Here is a 21,611-nt window from a genome sequence, read left to right as displayed (position 1 = left end):
CACGGCTCACCAATACTCTGGCACTTGCCAATCCACGCAAGTTGGCCGCTTTCCTCCGGACAACACGAACTCCTTTACCGCCCTCCGTAAGAGGTCAATCGAAATATCGGAACGTTCGGGAAATTCCGTAAGGTGGCCCATAATGAAGTAATTTACCTCCGTACGACCCCCTTCCGGTCCTAGGGTTGTCCAATTGCCTTCATCCATGAATGCCAGCGCTCCGACACCGAGGGCACGATCGGCCCCAACTAGAAGCTCATGATCAAAATCTCCAGAGGGCAAGAGGGTACGATCCAAGGAATGGAGCTGTGCGAGGTTTTGATCGTCCGGTCCTTCCAGCAAGGAATCGATCAATGCATCCACATCGCCCGGTCCGCTAAGCCGAAGCGGAACCTCGACATGGTCCAGTCGATAACGCGCCTCGGCTCCCAGATTCGTCAAGGCTTCCCCTTATACAATTGAGATCGCCATTCATTGTTTGCATTACGCCAGTGAACCCGCAGAGTCTGATCAGCGTCCAGTAGATCACCTAGCACGTCATCGCAACCAAGCCTCACCATGCAAGGACCGCTCGGGTTATTGATTACCAGATCCGCATCCTTGACCCCATCCTTCCGCATCAGGGCTGTAAATTTCTGCTCTACGTCGCTTGCACGGGCGGACTTCGCGGATCCCTGCAGCCTTCCCCGTTCTCGGAGCCGCTCATTGACCATTTCAATCAAGTCTGCGTCTTCCTTCTTGCGGCCACTTTCTAGGGAGTATTCGTTGCCATTCCTATCGACCGCCCTCCCAGAGGTGGGCCCCTTCGGTTGGTAGGGCGACAGCTTCGAGGCCGCCGCATCCCGGTCGAAGCGTTCTGCCTTGGCCTCGTCAATCTTCCCACGGAGGGTTTTGGCTTCTTGCAGGGCCCGGTCGATACCGTCGCGGATCATCAGGGCGCCGCCGCCGGCGATCAGCGCTCCACCGATCATTGCGCCGCAGGCGAGTGCCCCGATCAGGATGACCGGTCCTTCAGCGGTTACGGCGAGTGCGGTGGCGCAGGCAGCAGAGCTTGTTTCGGCTGCGATTCCTGCGGCTGCTACGCCACCTGCGGCGACGAGGGAACCGCCAGCGATCTCCGCCCCCGCGAGGGCGTACGCATTAATTTCCTCCTCGTGCTCGTAGTAGAAGTCGATCCAAAGTTCGGGATCTTGTTCCAGCTCGTTGATGAGCTCGTCGAGCACCTTCTTAAGGTCTTCGCCGCCAGGTGTGTTGTCAGCGGCGTCACGCCACTTCTTCAGGCCATCGATGGCCTTCTTGGCTTCGCCTTCAGCTCGCCTTCTCTTGTCCTGGAAGGCGTTCTCATACTCTTCGTCCTCGACAATGGCGAGCGCCTCTTGGGCTTCATCCGCGGCGTGTTTGGCGTGTTCTTCGGCTTCCTTGGCTTGTTGTTCGGCGTGGGTCGCGGCGGCGTCGGCGTTGGCCGCGTGCTCTCTGGCTCGGTTGGCGGCGGCTTGGGCGGCGTTGGCGTCGGCGGCGGCTTGGTCGGCGGCGGCTTTGGCGGCGGCGGCTTGGCGGGTGGCGTCTTGTGCTGCGTCGGTGGCTGCCTTCGCGGCGGCGGTGGCCTTGTCTGCTGCGGTGCGAGCAGTCTTCGCTTCGGTCGCGGCGATGGCGGCGGCGCGTCCGGCGACAGCGGCGTCGGCTGCTGCTTGGGTGGCTGCGGCGCGGGCGGCTTTCGCGTCGGCTTGGGCGGCCGTGTCGGTGGCCGATGCTTGGGTGGCGGCGGTGCGGGCGGCGGCGCCGTCGTTGGCGGCGTCGGCGGCGGAGCGTTGGGCTTGGGCGGCGGATTGGGCTGCGTCGGCGGCGCTGTTGGCGGCGTTGGCGGCGGCGGTGTACGCGGCGAGGACTTCGCCGCTGGCGGCTTGGGCGGCCTGGGCTGCCCGTCCGGCCTGTCGGGATGCGTCGGCGGCCGCGTTGATGGCAAGGGTGACTTGTTCCTGGCTGAGGTCTTGGGCTCGTTGGGTGACCTGGGTGGCGAACGCGGCGTCGATGTCGGTAGAGGTGAACGGGCTCGCCTGGCCGATGGCGGTGTTTGCGGGGTCGGCGATGCCGGCCGCGGCGTTCACGGTCGCGATCGCGGCGCGGGTCGCGACGCCGGCCTGCAGCGCGGCGGTGGACGCTTCCGCAGCGGCGGCCGATGCTTCGTCCAGGCTGTGCTGGGCGGACAGCATGGCCTGGCCGGATTGGGTCAGTGCGTCCTGGGTGAGCTGCGCCGCGGCCTGGGCGGCTTCGGCGGCGCGGGTCTGCTCGGCGGTGGCCTGGGCAGCGTCGGCGTCGGCGTCCAGCGCGGCGGCGTGGGTGGCGGCGGCGTCGGCCTGCGCGGCGTCGGCGGCCTGGTCGGCCTGTGCGGCGTCGGTGGCGGCGTTGGTCGCGGCGGAGTTCGCTTTGCCGGCGGCGGCTTCGGCGTCGCTGGCAGCAGCGCGGGCCTTCGCGGCAGCGGCGCGGGCCTGGCCGGCCGCAGCGCGAGCGCGGGCTGCGGCCCCGCTGGCCTGGATCGCGGCGGCGCGGGCACCGGACGCAGCCTGGCCGGCGGCGTCCGCGTCTTGTTGGGCTCGCTGGGCGGCAGTACTGGCGGCGTTTGCCTTCTCCCGTGCTGCCTTCGCCGCGGTCTCGGCTTTGACTTTCTGTTCGCCGGTAGAGAGGCTGGCCGCGATCGCCGCAGTGATGTGGACCCGCGCAGCAGCCGTGTCGGATTCGCTGGCGGCGATGCGTGCCGCATCTGCTTTCGAGGTCGCGGTGATGTCGTAGTTGCCGGCGAGCCGGTTCGCGTCGGCCGCGAGACGGTCCTGTTCCTGGGCCGTGCGGTCCGCGGCTGCGGCGGTGTTTTCCTCGCGTTGTGCGGCGGCTCGGTTCTGCGCTGCGGTGCGGGCCAGGCCCTCGGCTTCGGCGCGTTTCTGTGCGGCGATCTGGTGTTGCTGCACGGCGGTCTTGCGTTGGTTCTCCGCGGCCGTGGCCTGTTGCTGGGCTAGGCCACGCTTCTGCGCCGCGATTCCGCGCTGGCGTTCGGCGATGGTGCGTTGTGCGGCGGCGGAGTCGCGTTCCCGTTCCGCGGTGGCCCGGTACTGCTTGACCTTGGCCGCATGCTCCTCGGCTTGCTTGAGCGCGGATTCGACGTCAGCGCGGGCGCGTTTGCCGCGGGCGGCGGCGTCGGCCGCGGCGGCGGCCTGGGCTTTGGCCGCGGCAGCAATCGATGCGGCGGCTTTCGCGTTGTCCTCGGCGGCTTGTCGCCACTGCGCCGCGTTCGCGGCGTGCGCGGCGGCCTTGTCGGCTGCTCCGGTGGCGGCGTCGTCAGCGACGATCGCGTCGACGGCGTGCTGCGCCGACAGGGCGGCCTGCGCGGCAGCGTCTGCCGAGGCGGACATCGCCTGGACCACGGTGACCCATTGCTTGCCGTACTCCAGGCCGGTGTCGACCAGCACCTGCGCCTGGACTGTCGCTTGCACCGAAGCGGTGTGCGCCTGCCGGGCATAGTCGGCGGCGTAGCCGGCTTGGCGGGCCACTTCTGGTTGCAGGAGTTCGAAGCCGCCCTTGGCGCCCGAGGCGGTGTTCTTCTCCAGGAGTTGCTGCGCGGCGCGTGACGCGTTACCCGCCGCGGTCATCGCGTTTGCCGCGCGCTGCAACGCCTTAACACCGTCACCGTGCGCGATCATGATCTGGCGGCGGGCCTCGGCGGCCCGCTGCGACCGCTGCGCGAGGTCGGTCAGCTCGTCGAGTGCCTTCTGCTGCGCCTCACGGGCCTGCGCCAGCGCCTCGTACGCGTCGGCGTCTTTCTGCGCCGCGGCCTGGTAGCCGGTGGCGAAGAACTCTTCGATCGCGGCGTCGCCGGCGTCCAGCGCAGCCTTCGCCGCCTTGGCCACTTCCGCGCCGGGGTAGGCGGCCAGCATTTCCGCCCGCTGGCGCAGCACCCGGCGACGGTCCGCGGCTGCGGCGTCCACGGCCGCGTCCCGGCCTGCGGCGATGTCCCGGCCGTAAGCGAGGAAGTTCTCCCGGTCATACGGGGTGCCCTTCAACGCCCGGTCGACGGCCGCGTTGAAGTTCGGCCCACCCGTGCCGGCCAGCGCCTTGATCGTTGCGACGTTCGCGGCGTCGGCGGCGGCGCGGCGTTTCTTCGCTTTCTTGCGGGCCTCGTCGGCGCCACCGTTGAGGAACGCCATGATCGCCTCGTTGGTGCCCGCGTTCAGGGCCTGCTGCGCGGCGGCGCGGACTTCTTCATCCGGGTCGAGGTTGGCGTTGTCCGCGACCAGGTCCCGCAGCCGGTTGCCGAACACCACCCCGTCATCCGGGTCCTGCCCGCCCACCGCCCGGAGCCCCGCCAGCGCACCAGCCAGTCCCGGCATACTCGCAAAGCCCGGCGCGCCGGCGAGAACCGGCCGGCCCGCCGCGACCGACGTGAACGCCGCTACGGGGACGGCCCGGGCAGGCGATGCCTGAGCCGGCACCGCCAGCCCGGCACTGACCACAGGCGCGATGACCAACGCGGCCACCAGCCGGGCCAGCCGCGGCAAGCCAGAGCGGCGACGTGCGGGAACGACTGGTCGCGGATGGAAGCTGTTCACGACACCTGATCTTTCAAACGCAGGCCTGCGCAGGCCGGATGATCACGGACCGAGCACGATGGATGTGCTGAGGTGATGAGGTGCGGGATCGCGGGCACACCATGGCGACGAAACCCGCAGGGACGGGTGTGGAGGTAGGGACAAGCAGCGGCAGACCGGCGGGTCAGGGCTGCGTGTTCTTCTGCTCGCCCGCTATGGCCTGCTCGGAGACGGCTGCCCAGTAGGCGGCCTGGGCGGCGGCGTTGTCCCGTTCGATGCCCCATTGCTGGGTCATCGTCTTGGCCTTGGCGGCGATGGCCTGCCAGTTCGGGTTGCCCGCCGCATCGGCGGCGGCCTGCGCGATTTGCTGCCAGTTCGCTGCCTGCACCGTGGCGGCTTGCCCAGCGTTCTCCCATGCGGTGCGGGCTGGGCCGGCCTGTTCGGCCACTTTGTGCCAGGCGGCCGCGGCCGCGGCCCGCCCCGGGGCCGGGTCCTGGCCGGCAGCCTGCGCGGCCTGCACGGCCTGGTCCGCGGCCTGGGCGTCGGCCAGCAGCCGCCGCGTCGCGGCCCGCGACACCATGTCGGCGTTTGCGTACTGCACCTGGTGGGTTTGCAGGTCCACACTGGCGGCCGCGAGCCAGTCGTAGGCGAAGAACTCCACCACGTCGGCGTCCGTGGCCCCGGCCCGCAGCGCCAATCCGGCGGCGGCACGGACCTGCGCGCCCGGATCCGAGTCCCGCCGCCGGGCCACCGCGTCGCGGTCGGCCTGCGCCAGTGCCGCAGCCTGCATCCCGGCGGCTTCCCGCGCCGCGCGGTCCTGCTGCATCGCCTCGTCGTACCCGGTGCGGGCGAAAGCCTCCAGCGCTTCCGGGCCGCCGTCCAGCGCACGTTGCGCGGCCGCGTGGACCTCCGGGGCGAACTGGACGGTATGCGTGGCCAGCACCCGGCGGGCGAAATCCTCGTCACGGGCGGCCAGCTGCTCCGAACGGCTCACCGCATAGGCCAGCCCCGTGTTCAGGAAACGGGCCACGGTCGCGTCCACCTTGTTGCTGGTCAGCGCCGACCACGCCGCGGTACGCACCAACGAGCGCGGGTCATTGTGCGCCAGATACCGCACATACGCGCGATCCGCCGCAGCCTGATCAAACCCCGCCACCGCCAGGTCAGCCGCCGCCCGCGGCGGAGCCGATCCCGCCGCCCACGCCGGTCCCGTAGTCGCGGCCGGCACACCAGACGTGACCGCCAGCACCGCCGCCAGTACGACGCAGCGCGCCCGCATACGTGTATCCATCCCCGAACTTCCCCCGTTTCACCAGCAGGCCGGCACCGACCAGCCACTGCCGACCGGTCAACCTGCCGCACACGCTGCCCGCGCGACCTCCAGGGCCAGCCCGGACAAGACGGCACCGTGGCTCAAGATCCGGGAAGTGACGCTAGAAGCGGCGGAAGGAAAGTGGCCGGTCAACTGATCATCACCGATCGACGACCCATCTAACACGAAGCACACTCGCCTCCACGCACCGCCCGCTGAATCGACGTTTCTCAAGGCACCGCGGCGGGTGGCATCCCAGCCCGCAGGGCCGACATCGACCAACATCCAGCCGGGTTCCGAGAGTGGCTGAGGTCACGCACCTGACATTGACTCCCATGTAATGACACGGCTACCGTCGCCCCGGCCGGGCCTGACCGCACGGCCCCGGACGCCGTCAGCCCGCTCATCGACCGCACGGTCCACGCGAGAACCCGATGCCGGCTGGCCACGCTGTGACGGCGCGTCCGTACACCGACGACGGGGAATTGATGCACACCGCCACCACACGTCTGACCGCCCGGGCTCTGCTCACCGCGGCATCCACCACTGCTGCCGTGATGCTGCTCACCGGCGCGGCAATCGCCGCGCCGGCCGTGCCCGCAACTGGACTGCGGCAGGCCACACAGGCCGCCCACGCCGCCGCGTCGGCCGACGACGAGCTGCCCACCAGCGAGGAAGACAAGGTCAAAGCGGCGCGGGAGATCGGCGTCGAAGCGCGCAGCGACTGGCTCAACCAGACCGACCGGAACTTCGTCTTCAAGATCTGGCAGAACTCTGCCGCCTACCCCGTGATCCGCGACGCCGCCGAGCTGGCCCTGGCCGCCGACGACGACACCATTGAGGCTGCCTGCCGCGCGTTCATCCTCAAAGGGATCTTCGACGCGAAGAAGGCCGACGACGCCAAGAAGATCAGCGACGAGACGGCTGCCCGGCAGGCCCGCGACCTCAAACGCGCCGCCTACGCCGCCGCCGGGATCACCGTCGACGCCGATGGGCGCATGCTGGTGCTGTCCGAACGCGACACCGTCATCGAAATCTTCAAGAAAGCTGCCGGTGCCCGGGTCAAAGCCTCCGCCGAAGCCGCCATCAAAGGCGACAGCGGCCTGCAGCACACCTTCCTGACCACCGGCGTCAAGACCGCCGCCGAGCAGGACGTGCAGGACGCGATCAAAGCCGCCGCCGACGCCGACGCCGCGGAGAAGGCCCGTATCGCCCGCGAAGGCGCCATGCGCGCCGCGGCCGCCGTCCTCGGTGTGGTCGCCGACCCGGGCAAACTCGCCATGAGCGACGACAACTTCATCCGATGGATCTGGGAAACCGTCGACGCCCAGAACCGGCCCGAAGTCCGTGCCGCAGCCGAACGCGCCCTGCGTAACAGCGACCCCGCCGCCTGGCGGGCGTTCATCGACACCGGCATCCACACCGCCAACAAGGCCGACCTCGACCGGGAACTCGCCAAGAAGGAAGCCGCCGACCGCCGCGTCGCCGAGGAGATCAAGAACAAGGCGGCCGCCGATGGCGCCGACAACCTGCTCACCGCCACGATCCAGGCCCTCGCCGCCGGCGGCAGTGACCTCGACGACTTCGTCCGCGTCGGCCAGTACCAGATCCCCGACGACGATGCGAACCGGCCCAGCGCCGGAACCTGGGAATGGCGCAACGTCAACTCCAACAAGTGCCTGAGCATCCGCGACGGCGACATGCGCGACGGCACCGAACTCATCCAGTGGGACTGCTCCCCTGTCGAGGAACAGCAGTGGATCGCGATGCGTGTCTACAACACCGGCGGCGAGTACCGCCTCATCAGCGCCCGTGATCGCACCAAGTGCGTCAGCCTCGCCAACGGCTCAGGCGGCAATGGCACCGCGTTCGTGATCCGCACCTGCGACGGCAAACCCGACCAGAACTTCTACTACGGCAAGACCGGCGACAACTACATCTGGATCAACGAACGCATCCAGCGCGCCGTCACCGTCAAGGAAGCCAGCTGGGACAACGGCATGCCCGCCATCGCCTGGGACGTCAACGAAGGCACCAACCAGCAGTGGTACCCCACCAACACCCGGCTTACCGCCGGGCAGCGGCTGGAAGAAGCCCGGATGCTGCACTCCCACACCGGCGACGTCCTCATCGTGCAAACCGACGGCAACCTCGTCATCTACAAAGACGGCCACGCCGTATGGGCCACCAACACCAACAACGGCGTCAAACTCATCAACCACCGCGACGGCAACCTCGTCTTCTACCGCGCCGACAACACCCCCGTATGGTCATCAAACACCGCCGGCAACGGCCCCAGCACCCTCCAGCTGCAAGACGACGGCAACCTCGTCCTCTACCGCAACAGCGACGGCAAAGCCACCTGGGACACCCACACCTGGCGCGCCCCCTAACCAACCCGCACGGAAGCTGACCGAAGCCTCCAGCCCGCAGAGGGGTTGACGCGGGGCCAGCCATCCCGGCTGCGCCCCGCGCTCCCACGCGTGTCCACAGGAGCCACTCCCGGTCCCGACCTCGCAAAGCTCGCTGTCCAGCGCTCCGGCCAGATGCTGCGGCCGACGTGTTCGACGCCGATGGCCAGGGCGGCAGCACCGCCTTCCCGGAATCCAGTGCCCCGGCCACTTCATGAGCCCGTCAGGCGAAAGTGCCGAGAGTGCACCGATCAGACTCGGAGAACACATGCATCCAGCACCCCCCGCCCTGGATTTGACCTGGCAACCCCAGGAATCCGACCTCAGGACGGCAACCAGCAAGGCTCTGGCGACCACGACAATGAAGGTCATCTGGATCACCCCGGTCAGCATCATGGGCCTATGCATGTCCGGGCAGTTGCTTCTGGCCCTGGCGTTCGGCAAATTCGACATGAGTACCGGCAATATCTCACTGCTGGCTATGATGCTGGGCATTGTGGTGGCACCCAAGGCGTTCCCCGCGCTCATCGTGGGACTTGCCTGGCGAGCCAACCCGGCCGCGCGAGCCGCCGTACACGCCCGGATCGATCCGTCAACGGGAATCCACATCACCCAAGGCCCCAGCTCCGTCGTTCACACCTGGCCAGCAGTGCGACGCGTACGAGAAACCGACAAACTCTTCCTCGTCGAACTCGGCACCATCAAAGGATTCAGCGTCGTCCTACCGAAACGCAGCCTCCTCACCCCCGAACAGATGACATACCTACGGCACCTATTCCAACCCTTCACGGCCCACAAGTGACCTTGGGCCAAGACGCCGGTGGGCGGCCGTGTGCGACCCTGCGGAGTCCAACGGACGCCGGCAGTTTGCTGGTTCGCGCAGCCGACCGCGCAAGACGGAGCCGGGCACCATGACCAGTGCTTCAATCAGCCGCATGAGTGATCACCACACCTGGTTGCAGCAGCTCCCGGTCGACGACCGCCAGCGCGCGGAGCAGATAGTGACCGCACTGCACGAGTTGGGATGTGACGACCCGCAGGGATGGTGCGAATCCGAGATCAGCGAGAACATCCCGCAGCTCGCCCGATACCGATTTCTGCACGACCTATGGCCTCGGATGATCGACGTCTGGCGTGACGGCATTAGCAAAATCCCCGCAGCACGACGTGCTATCGACTCCGGCGCCCGCCTGGACGATGTCGCCCAGGTGGCCCGGGCAGTGGCCTACGAGACGATCTTTGCCATGCTCGCCCATATCGCCGACACGGAGTCAGGCGAGCGTCTGCCGAGGTGGGCACTGGAAGAAGTCGACGCTGCCGGACAGCCCACTGGGCGCTACCTCGGGACACTGCAGGAAGACCTACTCTCGCTTGACCCATCCGGCCACGGCAGCCAAGACCTCTGGACATGAAACCCGCGCCCCCGCGAGGTCGCCGTTGAACCTGACCAAGGTCAGCATCAGCTGCGACTAGACACAGGACTAGATAATCCGTGCGGCAGCAGATCCATCCGGGTGCCCGCCGGGCGCTGCACGGTAGTCAGGTCGGGTATGCCGCGGTGCTGGTGTTCGAGTGGGTACTTGACCTCGGCGAACGTTGCGTTGGTGACGGAGAGTGGGCGGCCGCTGGCGGGGTTGCATTCTGAATCAATGCTTGGAACAGTTCCTCTGGCGCTCTCGGGCGCCGACTGCCGACCGAACGGGAACCGCCGGCCGCAAAGGGCTCTGACGCATGACCACAACGCCTGCAGGCGGACGCCGGATCGCCGCCGCAGCGCTCACTGGGCTACTGATCCTGGTCGACGGCGCGCTGACCGCGATCGGTCTGCTGGTCCGAAGCGGGCAGCAGCGTGGCAACCTGAGCCGCACCGAAGCGGCGACATTCGTTCTCGTCGGCGCCTCTGCCGGGGTCGGCATGGTGATACTGCTCCTCGCGATGGTCGCGTTGGCGCGCGGCACACGTGGCCACAGCCTCGCCAAGGCGGCCTCCGCCTCCGCCTGGCTCCGGACCGCAGGGGTGATCATTGCGTTGATCGCGATCGCGATCTCCCGCGGGATCGCCGCTATCGCCGGGCTGTTCGAATCCTTCGGCGCAGCCGTGGCGCTATTCGACGCGCTGATCGCCGTGTTCGCCACGAACGTGGCAGAACGCCGTACCCGTTTCGACCAAGCTCAATAACGAACTCGCAGCACGAAGGTCACGGCAAGTCCCCAGGGACAGCACTTTCGGCGGCATCGCGGAACCCCGTGCGTGGAACTGGCGCGACTGTCCTACATCGCGATGCTCCGAGCCGCCCTTTCGTTCTACACACAACGAGGATTCCGTCCTCGGACCAGCGTCATATCCTGGCGCCCATGTCCAGCAGCAAGTCGCGGCCGGCCTGCACTACGAAGCGGAGCTCTGCGTGAGCCCCTTCGTGTTCGTTGTGCCTCCAACCTGGCCGCAGCCACCGGACGGCTGGACGCCCCCGCCGTGGTGGAAACCTGACCCTGCTTGGCCGCCGCCCCCGCAGGGCTGGCAGTTCTGGCAGCCGCGCCAAGGTGCTGCTGCCTCGCCGGGCCGGCCACTCCCGGCGAGGACCACGAACGGAGGGCTGTTCGGCGGCGGCCGCCGCAAAGTACTCGCGGTCGAGATCGCATCACTGCAATCGGCCGTGTCCGAGCTCCGCCGGGACAATGATCGACTCACTGGCGAGAAGAACGCACTGCAAACTGAAACGGAGCGGCTCAGCGCAGCAATGGCCGACAAGGACCTGGTCGCGCGCGACAACCATGCGCTACGAGGTGAAATCGAGCGGCTCAGCGCGGCCGTTGACGCAACCAACGCCGAGTTACGCCGACTCCTGGGCATGGACCCCGCCGCAGTGCGCGACGAGGCGTTCCGCCTACTACGCGAACGCGAAACCGCACGTTTACAACAGCGTGCGGCACTCATCGAGCTGACTGAGCTCCAGCAACAACTTGTTCCCGTCCAAGAGGCCGCCATGCTGCAGGAAGCCGGCCTATACGAGTACGTCCATCCGCTCGATGACGCCATCGCCTACAAGAGCCGACTCGACCACCTCAAAGAGAAAATCAAGTCGATGGCACGCGGCAACACCGCCGTGCAGGCGACGACCAGCTGGCTGGTCAACGGCTCCGAACGCGATGGCATGGCCATGGTGCGCGACTTCTCGAAGCTGATGCTGCGCGCCTACAACGCCGAGGCTGACAACTGCATCCGAACCGTACGTCCACACCGGCTGCACGCAGTCATGGACCGGCTCACCAAGGTCCGCGACACGATCGCGCGCCTCGGCAAGACCATGGACATCGAGATCGCCTCCGACTACCACCAGGCCCGCATCAAGGAGATCCGCCTCACCGCGGACTACCTCGGCAAGGTCGAGGAAGAAAAGGAACGAGTTCGCGCCCAACGAGAACGCCAGCGCGAGGAAGACCGAGCTCAACGCGAGTTCGAGCGGGAGAAGGCCCGGCTCATCAAGGAACGCGCCCACTACCAGGCAGTACTCGCACGGATGCACACACAAGGCGACACCACCAGCGCGGCGCAGCTTGAGGACAAACTCGTAGAGATCGCCGGCGCCATCCACGGCGTCGAACAACGTGAGGCCAACATCCGCGCCGGCTATGTCTATGTCATCAGCAACATCGGCGCCTTCGGACCAGACATGGTCAAGATCGGAATGACCCGCCGTCTGGAGCCAACGGACCGCATCCGCGAACTCGGCGACGCAAGCGTGCCGTTCCGCTTCGACACCCACGCGTTGATCTTCAGCGAGGACGCCGTCGGGCTGGAATCTCGCCTACATCAGGCCCTCGCCGGCCGCAAAGTGAACCTGGTCAACCAACAACGTGAGTTCTTCTACGCCGCCCCGGCGGAGGTGCGAGACGTCCTAGCCAACATTGCGGGCCAGCACCTGCTTGAGTACCACGAGGTCCCGGAGGCGCTGGAATGGCATGCCAGCCGCCGCGACCGCTGCGACCTGTCGTTGGACGGTCGATCAAGCGGATTGCCCGCGCTTACCTGTGCGGGGTCAGCGAGCACGCGCGTGTAGGATCCGGCTAGTCGTCTGACATCCCCAGGGCGGGCGATCGGGATGATCTCGACCGAGCCCAAACCTCATTGCCGTAAGCGGACAGAGTCCCGTCATCCGGGAAGCTGCCTGCCCGGCGAGGACCGGCTGGAATGCCGCAGGTTGTACGGGGCAGCCGAGATGGCACCGATCCGCTAAGGGCTCGTCCCAGATGGCGGGGCTCTGGCCTGGGCTGCGAAGCTGATTGAGTGACGACGGTCGTTGAGGACATGGTCTGCACGTGGGCGCCGGACGACTTCTGGCAGGCAGCACGCCCGTTGATCCCAGTACCAGCAGCGCGACCGCAGGGCGGCGGGAAACGACGCGCCGATGACCGAGCGGTGCTGGCCGCGATCGTGTACCTGGTCCAGGCCGGCTGCTCCTGGGCCAAGCTACCCGCGGTGATGTTCGGAGTCAGCCGCTCCACCGTGCACCGGCGCTTCACCGAGTGGACCCACGACGGGCTATGGGTACGACTGCACCAGCAGTTCCTGCACCGACTCGGGATGATCAGTGAGATCGACTGGTCGCGGGCGATCGTGGACTCGATCAGCCTCCGCGCGCAAAAGGGGGCGACGAGACCGGCCCAAACCCGGTCGACCGCGGCAAACCAGGCTCGAAGATCCACGTCCTGTGCGACCGGACCGGCCTGCCCCTGACCGTCCTGATCTCCGCCGCGAACGTGCCGGACGCGCAACTGCTGCTCCCGCTGCTGGACTCGATCATCCCGATCCGCGGCCACCGGGGCCGACCCCGGCACGTGCCAGAGAAGCTGCACGCCGACAAAGCATATGACGTGCGGGCGCTACGCGCTGAGGTCCGCCGCCGCGGCATCGGGGTACGGATCGCCCGCAAAGGCGTGGAGTCCTCCCAACGGCTGGGCCGGCACCGCTGGATCGTGGAATCGTGCCTGTCCTGGCTGCAACACAACCGACGCCTCGTGCGCCGCTACGACCGCAAAGCCGAACACTTCCAAGCCTTCGCTGACCTGGGCTGTCTCCTGCTCGCCTACCGCCGACTGACCAGACACAGCCATCTGGGATGAGCCCTAAGGTGCCCGCGTGTCAATTGCCGAGGAGGACCTGCGCACGGTCCGTAATAAGCCCGAATACAAGGCTGGAGTTTGGGCCTTTCGGGTAATGCTGGTTGCCCTAGTGGTGAACGTTGCCCTCTGGGCTACCGACATGCGATTGCTCAGGCTCCTCCTGATGCTCACCTACCTGACGGCCGTGTTCTACGGCCTATTGCAGTTCGACCGCGCGGGTATGCGTGTCTCCGGCTGGTCGAAAGGCGTCTGGCGCCGCCGCAAGGTGGTTTACCGGGACGTAATCATGATCGGCCGCCGGTAACCCCGACATACTGCAACAATCAGGGTCCCAGCCTGCCTATGTTGGGAGGCGTGTTCCGGGCGGTTGCGGGCTGATGCGCCGGAGAATCTGATGGTGGGTTTCCTGCAGGACCAAGATCGGTTGAGCGCGTTGGCGTCCGCCGAGCTAACCTACCGGGAGCTGGGTGCTACCCGAGGCGAGCTGCCGGCCGGGTATGAGCACCTGCACCGGGACGTTTCCCTGAGCACCGGCCCAAAGGCGTTCGCCCGGGCGGCCGACGCCGTCATCGGCTGGCGGATGCATCGACGCGCCGGACTGGCGGTCACGGCTTCCGGGCCTGCCACCACGCCGGGAATCGTCGTGGTGTTGCGGGCCGGTTGGGGCCCGCTCGGTGTCGCGGCCCCGTGCCGCGTCGTGTACTGCATTAACCAACCGGACCGGCGGGGATTCGCGTACGGGACCCTTCCGGGGCATCCCGAGCGAGGCGAAGAAGCCTTCGTCGTGCAGTTGCTGCCGGACGGCAGCGTCCACCTTGTCATCCGGGCCTTCTCTCGCCACGCCTCGGTGGTGGCACGCGCCGGTGGGCCCCTGACCCGCCGCGTGCAGACGTTCGTCACCGACCGCTATGTCAACGCACTGCGGCGGCTCGCCCGGCCCGAGAAATGACGGCCCGTTCAGTTCTCCTGGCGCCCGCCTCAGTGCCCCGCATTGTGATCATGTCAAACGTCTGGTGGGACGCGAGTTCGGATGTCAAGTTCGGACTCAAGTTAGATACGTCTCGCCGTCAGATCTGGACATGGCTGCGGATCTCGCGGGCCAGCGCTGCTTGGGCGTCGTCGTCGGCAGCGAGGATGCCGTTTTCGCCCATGACGGCGTGGAACTGTTGCTGGTGGTATGGCACGCCTGGTGGCAGGGGTGCCAGGTGCCAGTGCAGGTGTGCGTTGCCTCGCTGGCTGCCCAGGCTCATCGAGTACATGCGCTCGGTGGGCACGGTCGCTGCGATGGCTCGCGCGACGGCGTGCGCGACGCTCTGGAATCGGAGGAATTCCGGCGGTTCCATGTCCTGCACCCAGCTTTCCAGGTGCCGTTTGGGCGCGACGAGGCAGTAGCCGAGCAGCGTCGGATAGCGGTTGAGGAAGGCGGTGGTGTCGTCGTCCTCGTAGACCAGGTGGTGGCGGTAGTCCGGAAGGCCGTCCAGGAATCCGCAGACGAAGCAGGGTCCCTCGCTGACCCGGCGTGTGTATTGCTCAAGGTCGTGCGTGGTTTTCGCTGGTAGGCCGTCCATAAACAGCAGACTAGATCGACTCGGCAATCCCGGCTCGGCGTGGCGATGCTGAGCGACTCGGGCCGCGAGCGAGATCGACTATCCCCCCAGGTTCGACCCGGTCTCAAGCTCAAGCTCGGCCTCAAGCTCGGATGTCTAGGAAGCGTCTCTCGGATCATGGTTTGGTCCAGAGCAGGATTCCGGCAAGGGTGAGCGCGGCCTGGTAATGCACGGCGAGTTTGCGGTGAACTGGGTGCGTTCACCGACCTGCCCGGCGGTGACGAGCAGGCTCATCGGCCGGCAACGCGACTCCGCCGCGAGGTGAACCTTGGTGCTCAGGCCGCCACGGGACCGGCCGAGGCAATGGTCGGCCGGCTCGTACCGTCGTGGTCTTTTCCCGGTCGCAGCCCGGCAGCGTGCTGATGCGCCCGCACCACGGTCGAGTCCACCGCCACCGCCAGCCAGTCGAGCTCACCGGCCGCGTCGGCGTCGGCCTGCACCGCGGTCAACACCTTCTGCCAGGTGCCATCGAGGGTCCAGCGGCGAAACCTGGAGTATGCGCCCTTCCACGAACCCAGCTCATCGGGCAGATCACGCCAGGGCGAGCCGGTGCGGTACTTCCACGCGATCGCCTCGATCACCTCACGGTGATCGGACCACCGGCCGCCGCGCTGCGGCGACCGGTCCGGCAGATACGGCTCCACCCGAGCCCACATGTCATCAGAGATCCATCGACGAACCGGCACGTACGGTCAACGAACGATCCTGATCCGAGAGACGCACCCTAGTAGGACTTTGTTAGGTCGTTGCGGTGTGTCGCTTGTAGCTGCTCGGAGATGGTGTTTGGCTGCGCTGCGTGGACGAGCGTGGGTTGGCGCGGGTGCGGGAGCAGCTTCAGGAGTTCGCCGCTGGGGTGTTCGCGGGGTTGCCGCGGGTGGATCAGCGGGAGACGGGGGTGCGGTATCTGCGGGGGTTGATGTTGGATGGGCAGCGTAAGTCGATGCAGCCGATGGCTGCCCGCCTTGGGGTGGATCATCAGCAGTTGCAGCAGTTCCTGACCTCCTCGACGTGGGACGTGACCGGTGTGCGACGTCGGGTCGCGACGATGGCGGCCGAGATGATCGCGCCGCGGGTGTGGGTGGTCGACGACACCGGATTCGCCAAGGACGGCCCGGCGTCGGCGTGTGTTGCCCGGCAGTACTCCGGGAGCCTCGGCAAGGTCGGTAACTGCCAGATCGCGGTCAGCGTGCACGCCGGGACCGACGCGGCGTCGGCGGTGCTGAACTGGCGGTTGTTCGTCCCAGAGTCCTGGGACGAGACGTGCGTGCCCGACCAGCACGGGAAAGTCGCCAACGGTCATGCCCGCCGGTTGCGCCGTCAGCCGCTCACCTTGGACGAGGCCGGGAAGAAGAAGCCTCACGTGCGTAAAGAGGTGCCGCGCGAGGAACAGATCGCGCAGATCGTGCGGCGCAGGGCGGCGGCGAAGATCCCTGACGGTGAACGCTACCGGCCGAAATGGCTGATGGCCCTAGAAATGATCGACGAACTAGCCGACTGGGGCCTGCGGCCGCCGCTGGTGACCACCGATGCCGGTTACGGCCAGGTCGCCGAGTTCCGGCAAGGCCTGAGCGAGCGTGGCATCGGCTGGATCGTGGCGACTACCTCGAGCACCACCGCCCAGCCCGGTGACGCCAAACCCGTCGAGGTTGCCTACGCCGGAGTCGGAAAATATCCCACCCCGCGGTATCCGCATCCGGCCCGCAGCATCAAGGACCTCGCCGTCGAACACGGCGCTGAGCACGCCACCCTCGTGCACTGGCGCGAACGGCTGCCAACAGCCGACAGCATCGGCGACCAGAGCGCCGGCACCCTGTCCGGGCACTTCTTCGCCCTACGGATCCGCCCCGCCGGCAGAACCGTCCGAGAAGGCCTGCCCCAGCACGGTGACGGCGTCCTGCCCGACTGCTGGCTCCTCGTGCAATGGCCGCCCGGCGAGGACGAACCCACCGACTACTGGCTGTCCGACCTACCCGCCGACACCGCCCTTACCGACCTGGTCCACCTCGCGAAAAGCCGCTGGCGCATCGAACACGACTACCGCGAACTCAAAACCGGCCTCGGACTCGACCACTTCGAAGGCCGCTCCTGGATCGGCTGGCACCGCCACGTCACCCTCGCCACCACCGCCCAACTGTTCCTCACCCAGCTGCGGCAGACCGACCCAAAAGCAGCAGGGCAGCCCTGAGCCTCTACACCGTCCTGCGGCACCTGCAATACCAACTCGGCACCTGGCTCGGGTTCTGCCCACACTGCCACCAACCCGTACCAACCTAACAAAGTCCTACTAGGCGCTGTAGCGGGTGAGATCCTTCGCGTGACCGCTGCCCAGGAGTGTCGGGTACCGGGGGCTGGGCCCACAGCGATGCCGTCGCCGGGGTCCAGTCCCATTGGGTCCACGCGTCCGGGCGGTGGCCGGGTGACGGGCCGGAGCCTGGTGAGGGCTCCGGCAAGGTCAGGCGCTGGCCAATGCGGTGACGGCGGCGGTGCAGATTTCGTCGACGGCCTGCACCGGATCGGCGACGTGGATGGTGGTGGTGTCGGCGAAGGTGTGCCCGGTGATGCCTTCGGGGCGTAGCCAGAGGACGGCGCAGCCGGCCTGGTGCAGGGTGGTGATCAGCTTCTGCGCGGCGGCCCTGTCTGGCAGGTCGCCGTCGGACACGACAGCGACCATTCTGACGGTGTGGCGTTTACGCAGGTCGAGGAGCTGATCGGCGAGGTTGACCGCCTCGTTGAACGCGGTGGTGCCGCCGCTGGCCTGCATGTCGAGGACCTGCGCGGGACGTTGTCTTGGCGCCACGAGAAGGGTCGCCGTGTTCCCGAACGCGATGGTGGTGGTGACGGCTTCGTTGCGGCGGGCACCGTGGGCGAGGATCCACCCGGCCGTGGACAGCGGTTTCTGGAACTCGCGCATGGACCACGACACATCGACGAGGACGGCAAGGTGCAGGACCGGCGTGCGCGGGGGCACCGTCGTGCGCCGCTGCCAGCGTTGGGCGGTGGGGATCATCCCGGCCGCGGTCTGTGCGTCGGCGGTGATGGCCTGCCGGGTACGCAGTCGGCCGGGCGGTACCGGCGCCGGTATGTCGGCGGTCTCGCGGTGCTGGGTGCGGGCCTGCCGGAGCCTGGTGGCAAGCCGGCGAGCGGCTTCTACCTCCGCTTCGGTGGGGTCGCGGCGCGTCCAGGTCGCGGGGGCGGCGTGGCGGGCGGTGATCTGGGTGTGGACGAGGTCCGCGGGAGTCATCCCGAGGGCTGCGGCCAGGTATTCGATGAGCGCGGCGGCGAGGAGACCGGCGAACTCACCGAGGTCGGGCTGTGGCACGTGCGGACGGCGGGCCGGGTCGATGTCCAGGGCGTAGCACCACCGCCAGGCGATCTGGATCATGGTGTTGGCGTCGTGGTCGTCGCAGTCGAGTGCCTGGAGCCAGAGCTCACGCAGCCGGCGTAGGCGTTTGCGGCCGGCGACGGCGGTCACCGCGGCGCGGATGACGCGGACGTCTTTGCTGGTGAGGATGCGGGCGTCCACGCGGGCCAGCAGCAGCGCGGCGAGTCGCCCGGCGTGCCAGAGATCGTCCGCCCGGGCGGTCTGCGAGAGGAGCAGGGTGGTGACGGTGTGGCGTATCCATTGCCTGTCGCAGCGTCGTCGGCCGCGTTGCCGGTATTCGGCGCGTGCTTCCTCGAGTTGGCCGGCGACGTCGGCGACGACCGGTGGGGTGGCCTCGGGAGTTATCCACAGGCTGTGGGCGGCGTGGGCGGCTTCGTGGACGAGTAGGCCGTAGCCGGTTGCCACGGTCTTCTTGTGGCGGGCCTTGGACGGGTCGGTGATGTCGGGGTTGCCGCCGAGGTAGGCGGCGTCGACCTCGATGCGCAGGTAGTCGGGGTAGAAGCAGGCGGGTGCGCCGCCACCGGCTCCGGGGGCGACGACCACGCGAAGGCCGTCGCGGTCGGTGAGGACTTTGATCTGGCGGGTCCATGCGGTGTTCCAGGCCGTCCAGGCCGGGTCGCCCGTGGTGAGGTCGGGGTGGCCGTGCTGCAGGTGAGGGGGTTGTGTCATGGCAGGTCCTTCCTGGGTGGGTCAGCGTTGGGGGTCGACGCGCAGGGGGCGATGTCGGTGCCGAAGTGCGCGGCGAGGGCGGCGATGACCTGGGTCCGGTCGTCTTCGGGGGCACGGCCGGCGAGGTTTGCGACGGCGGCGTTGTGGCCGAGGGCTTTGCGGACGCGGGTGAATCCGAGGAGTTCGCGCAGTTGTGGCGCCCAGGTGAGTTTTCCGGCGTCGAGGTCGGCGTTGAGCCGGATGGCGGCCTGCACGGCGGCGGTGGGGACGCCGGGGTGGCGGGCGAGGTTGAAGTCGGTGGTGACCTCGATGTGCACGTCGAACCGGGAGGCGAGGGCTTCGGTGAGGATCGCGCCGTGTACACCGGGGTTGTGGCCGGCGAGGATGTAGAAGCCGTCAGCGGCCTCGACGCGTTCGTTGCGGTAGCCGGTCAGGGTGATGACCCGGCGGCCGTCCATCGCGGGGTAGAGCACGGCGAGGACCTTCGGTGGGATGAGGGTGGCGTCGTCGATCAGCAGGGCCCGGCCGTCACGCATCGCGGTGACGAGCGGGCCGTAGACGTATTCGTAGCCGCCGTCGGGCAGCGGTATGAAGTTGCCGACGAAGTCCTCGACGATGGTGTCGCCGGTCCCGGCCACCGTGAGAAGGTCTGGGAAGGCTGCCTCGGCCACGGCGGTCTTGCCGGTGCCGGGTGGCCCGTAGAGCAGGATCGGGATGCGTTTGTCGCGCAGCCGTTGCAGGACGTCGATGTCGGTGGAGCCGGCCAGTTTCCGGGGGAAGTAGGGGTCGCCGTTCGGGCGGGTCACTGGTTGGCGTCGTCCGTGGCGTGCCGTGGAGCTGCCGGCGGGCCGGGGCGTGGGCGGGGGCAGTGCCCCGGCGGCGTCGATGCCGGCCTGGGTGACGGTGAATCGGTGCGGATTGCTCTGGTGGGTGGCGTACCCGGCGGCGGTCATCCGTTTCAGCGCCTCGAACACCGCCCCGGAGGAGGGGACGTCGAGAGCTTTGGTGATCTCGCCGGGCGACAGCGGCTGGCCGGGGTGGTCGGCGAGGTACAAGGCCACCCGGGGGTAGAGGTGCCCAGTTCGGCGGCCGGCTGCGCTCGGCTGTCCGGTTGCGTCCCTGGTCGTGGGGTTGCCGGCCGGCGGGTGAGGGTTTGGGTGCATGGCGCGCTCCGTTCCTTGGGACTGGGGTGGGAGCCCGCGCACCCGTCTCCGGGTGCGCGGGCAGGTTGATTCCGCGCTGCGGAGACGGCGATCCGGCTTGGTCCCGGGCAGCGTTCGCGCGGGGCCGGCCGTCACGCCGGGTGGTGCCTCGACACGGGCCCGCCGTCCGCGAGGACGGCAGGCCGTGCGAGGTGTGGTTGTCCTTCTTCTCGGGGTTGCTGTCAGGCGTCGTCGGGTCGGGTGCGGGACACGGTGACGGTGACGGTGTTCTCGGTGGCTTTCAGGACGAGATACCGGAATCCCTGCGTGGCCCCACGCCGGAGCAGACCCAGCAGCGAGCTGCTGCGGGGACCGAGTGGTTCGTGCAGGTGCAGGTGTTCGGCGAAGTCGTCGCCGCCGAAATGGGTGTCGGCGGGGCTCGGATGCTCGTCGTCGGGTCCCCAGCCGTGGGCGTAGGCGACGAGGTTCGGGGTGCCGTCGTCGCCGCGGATCTTCGGTTGTCCGGTGGACATCAGGTAGGTGCCCTGGTCGCTGACCCAGACGAGCCCTCCAGGGCAGGTGGTGCCTTCCTGGTGTTCGCTGAACGAGGGGGCGTGCTGCGGCGCGGCGTTCGCGTGTTCGGCCAGTCGCAGCGCCAGGGCGAGGTCGAAGTACAGGTCGGTGGTGTCAGCCACGAGAGGGGTACTCCTCGTCGGTGCGAAGGGACGTTGCCGGGTAGCCGTCGCCGGTGTCGCGGCGCAGGTCGCGGTGGCGGGGTCCATGTCCGATGGCGGGCTGTTCTGTGGAGGGGGGCATGCCGTAGACCGTCGCGCGGCCGTACCGCTTCGCGTGGTACATGGCGATGTCGGCGGCACGTAGCAGCTCACGTCCGGAGATGCCCAGGGTCGCGGTCGCGAAGCCCACGCTCGCGGACACGCGGATCTCGCGCCCGCCGACGCGCACCGCCGTACGCGCGATGATCCTGGAGGCGGCGTGGGCGACGGCTGCGGTCTGGTCGTGACCACCGTCGATCAGCAGCACGAACTCGTCGCCGGACAGCCGTGCTGCCAGCGCGGCGGGGGCCGTGATGCCGGCGAGACGGCGGCCCACTTCGGCGAGTACATCGTTGCCGTTCTCATGGCCGTAGGTGTCGTTGATGGACTTGAACCGGTCGAGGTCGACCATCACCAGCCCGGTCGCACGGCCCTTCCGGAGGGCCGTGCGCAGGTAGGCGGTGACGGCGCGACGGTTGGGCAGGCCGGTGGTCACGTCGTGGTCGGCGAGGTAGCGAGTCTGGATCAGTTTCTTGTGCTGCCACGCGATCACCACCACGGCGACGATCAGGGTGGCGGTCAGAGTGACGATGGCGAGGTCTTGCCAGGTCTGCAACACTC

At 68.0% G+C, this 21,611-nt stretch carries 18 protein-coding genes; 9 read left to right on the top strand and 9 right to left on the bottom strand.

What is annotated here, in order from left to right; all coding sequences use genetic code 11:
* Positions 1–6 precede the first annotated feature (6 nt).
* The 3 genes from ACMCNK_RS23390 to ACMCNK_RS23380 all read right to left on the bottom strand — a co-directional run bounded on the left by ACMCNK_RS23390 (position 7) and on the right by ACMCNK_RS23380 (position 5,853).
* On the bottom strand, positions 7–441 hold the full coding sequence (locus tag ACMCNK_RS23390) for an Imm1 family immunity protein (RefSeq protein WP_412738519.1): 435 nt from the start codon (positions 439–441) through the stop codon (positions 7–9).
* A complete protein-coding gene (locus ACMCNK_RS23385) occupies positions 438–4,595 on the bottom strand; it encodes a DddA-like double-stranded DNA deaminase toxin (protein ID WP_412738518.1) in 4,158 nt (1,385 codons plus the stop codon). Before ACMCNK_RS23385 ends, ACMCNK_RS23390 begins: the two co-directional genes overlap by 4 nt.
* Before the next feature lie 163 nt (positions 4,596–4,758).
* A complete protein-coding gene (locus ACMCNK_RS23380; RefSeq protein ID WP_412738517.1) occupies positions 4,759–5,853 on the bottom strand; it encodes a hypothetical protein in 1,095 nt (364 codons plus the stop codon).
* A gap of 521 nt (positions 5,854–6,374) precedes the next feature.
* Between ACMCNK_RS23380 and ACMCNK_RS23375 the strand changes: the two genes are divergently transcribed.
* The 8 genes from ACMCNK_RS23375 to ACMCNK_RS23340 all read left to right on the top strand — a co-directional run bounded on the left by ACMCNK_RS23375 (position 6,375) and on the right by ACMCNK_RS23340 (position 14,366).
* Complete coding sequence (locus tag ACMCNK_RS23375; RefSeq protein ID WP_412738516.1) at positions 6,375–8,279, top strand: RICIN domain-containing protein; 1,905 nt, start codon at positions 6,375–6,377, stop codon at positions 8,277–8,279.
* Between the two features lie 286 nt (positions 8,280–8,565).
* Positions 8,566–9,099, top strand: coding sequence for a YcxB family protein (locus ACMCNK_RS23370; protein WP_412738515.1), 534 nt, complete (start codon positions 8,566–8,568; stop codon positions 9,097–9,099).
* 109 nt (positions 9,100–9,208) lie between these two features.
* The gene (locus tag ACMCNK_RS23365; RefSeq protein WP_412738514.1) at positions 9,209–9,709 is read left to right on the top strand and encodes a hypothetical protein; all 501 of its coding nucleotides are present in this window, start codon (positions 9,209–9,211) and stop codon (positions 9,707–9,709) included.
* A 319-nt stretch (positions 9,710–10,028) separates the two neighbouring features.
* Complete coding sequence (locus tag ACMCNK_RS23360; protein WP_412738513.1) at positions 10,029–10,475, top strand: hypothetical protein; 447 nt, start codon at positions 10,029–10,031, stop codon at positions 10,473–10,475.
* A gap of 226 nt (positions 10,476–10,701) precedes the next feature.
* On the top strand, positions 10,702–12,354 hold the full coding sequence (locus tag ACMCNK_RS23355; protein ID WP_412738512.1) for a DUF4041 domain-containing protein: 1,653 nt from the start codon (positions 10,702–10,704) through the stop codon (positions 12,352–12,354).
* Between the two features lie 248 nt (positions 12,355–12,602).
* A protein-coding gene (locus ACMCNK_RS23350; RefSeq protein WP_412740955.1) for an IS5 family transposase occupies positions 12,603–13,417 on the top strand; the annotation gives its coding sequence in 2 pieces (ribosomal slippage) (positions 12,603–12,950 and positions 12,953–13,417; 813 coding nt in all).
* A 16-nt stretch (positions 13,418–13,433) separates the two neighbouring features.
* Positions 13,434–13,721 (top strand): hypothetical protein, encoded by a 288-nt coding sequence (locus ACMCNK_RS23345; RefSeq protein WP_412738511.1) that lies wholly within the window; start codon positions 13,434–13,436, stop codon positions 13,719–13,721.
* Between the two features lie 129 nt (positions 13,722–13,850).
* A complete protein-coding gene (locus tag ACMCNK_RS23340; RefSeq protein ID WP_412738510.1) occupies positions 13,851–14,366 on the top strand; it encodes a DUF1990 family protein in 516 nt (171 codons plus the stop codon).
* A gap of 118 nt (positions 14,367–14,484) precedes the next feature.
* Here ACMCNK_RS23340 and ACMCNK_RS23335 read toward each other — a convergent pair whose 3' ends face one another.
* Together ACMCNK_RS23335 and ACMCNK_RS23330 are read right to left on the bottom strand one after the other, a co-directional pair.
* Positions 14,485–14,985: an HIT family protein gene (locus tag ACMCNK_RS23335; protein ID WP_412738509.1), complete on the bottom strand. Its 501-nt coding sequence runs from the start codon at positions 14,983–14,985 to the stop codon at positions 14,485–14,487.
* A gap of 314 nt (positions 14,986–15,299) precedes the next feature.
* A complete protein-coding gene (locus tag ACMCNK_RS23330; protein ID WP_412738508.1) occupies positions 15,300–15,710 on the bottom strand; it encodes an IS5 family transposase in 411 nt (136 codons plus the stop codon).
* Positions 15,711–15,820: 110 nt separating this feature from the next.
* Here ACMCNK_RS23330 and ACMCNK_RS23325 point away from each other — a divergent pair, with 110 nt between their 5' ends.
* Positions 15,821–17,209: an IS701 family transposase gene (locus tag ACMCNK_RS23325; protein WP_412738447.1), complete on the top strand. Its 1,389-nt coding sequence runs from the start codon at positions 15,821–15,823 to the stop codon at positions 17,207–17,209.
* A gap of 267 nt (positions 17,210–17,476) precedes the next feature.
* On the opposite strand, the gene ACMCNK_RS23320 is transcribed toward ACMCNK_RS23325, so the two are convergent.
* From ACMCNK_RS23320 to ACMCNK_RS23305, 4 genes are all read right to left on the bottom strand, one after another.
* Positions 17,477–19,075, bottom strand: a complete 1,599-nt coding sequence (locus ACMCNK_RS23320; RefSeq protein ID WP_412738507.1) for a VWA domain-containing protein — start codon at positions 19,073–19,075, stop codon at positions 17,477–17,479.
* Positions 19,072–20,238, bottom strand: a complete 1,167-nt coding sequence (locus ACMCNK_RS23315) for an AAA family ATPase (protein ID WP_412738506.1) — start codon at positions 20,236–20,238, stop codon at positions 19,072–19,074. Before ACMCNK_RS23315 ends, ACMCNK_RS23320 begins: the two co-directional genes overlap by 4 nt.
* A gap of 221 nt (positions 20,239–20,459) precedes the next feature.
* Entirely contained in the window at positions 20,460–20,912 is a 453-nt protein-coding gene (locus ACMCNK_RS23310; protein ID WP_412738505.1) for a DUF3085 domain-containing protein, read from the bottom strand.
* A complete protein-coding gene (locus ACMCNK_RS23305) occupies positions 20,905–21,606 on the bottom strand; it encodes a diguanylate cyclase domain-containing protein (RefSeq protein WP_412738504.1) in 702 nt (233 codons plus the stop codon). The genes ACMCNK_RS23310 and ACMCNK_RS23305 overlap by 8 nt, the downstream gene beginning before the upstream one ends.
* Positions 21,607–21,611: the final 5 nt, after the last annotated feature.

Origin of the sequence: Krasilnikovia sp. MM14-A1259, assembly GCF_047159535.1 — a bacterium.
Lineage (GTDB): Bacteria > Actinomycetota > Actinomycetes > Mycobacteriales > Micromonosporaceae > Actinoplanes.
Note: the sequence above shows the minus strand (reverse complement) of the source record. Positions and strands in the feature narration are given on the sequence as shown.

What these genes read in the sequence shown, in the direction of transcription:
- ACMCNK_RS23380 (WP_412738517.1), bottom strand. Translation starts at nt 5,853, where the DNA reads ATGCGGGCGCGCTGCGTCGTACTGGCGGCGGTGCTGGCGGTCACGTCT.
- ACMCNK_RS23375 (WP_412738516.1), top strand. Translation starts at nt 6,375, where the DNA reads ATGCACACCGCCACCACACGTCTGACCGCCCGGGCTCTGCTCACCGCG.
- ACMCNK_RS23370 (WP_412738515.1), top strand. Translation starts at nt 8,566, where the DNA reads ATGCATCCAGCACCCCCCGCCCTGGATTTGACCTGGCAACCCCAGGAA.
- ACMCNK_RS23365 (WP_412738514.1), top strand. Translation starts at nt 9,209, where the DNA reads ATGACCAGTGCTTCAATCAGCCGCATGAGTGATCACCACACCTGGTTG.
- ACMCNK_RS23360 (WP_412738513.1), top strand. Translation starts at nt 10,029, where the DNA reads ATGACCACAACGCCTGCAGGCGGACGCCGGATCGCCGCCGCAGCGCTC.
- ACMCNK_RS23335 (WP_412738509.1), bottom strand. Translation starts at nt 14,985, where the DNA reads ATGGACGGCCTACCAGCGAAAACCACGCACGACCTTGAGCAATACACA.
- ACMCNK_RS23320 (WP_412738507.1), bottom strand. Translation starts at nt 19,075, where the DNA reads ATGACACAACCCCCTCACCTGCAGCACGGCCACCCCGACCTCACCACG.
- ACMCNK_RS23315 (WP_412738506.1), bottom strand. Translation starts at nt 20,238, where the DNA reads ATGCACCCAAACCCTCACCCGCCGGCCGGCAACCCCACGACCAGGGAC.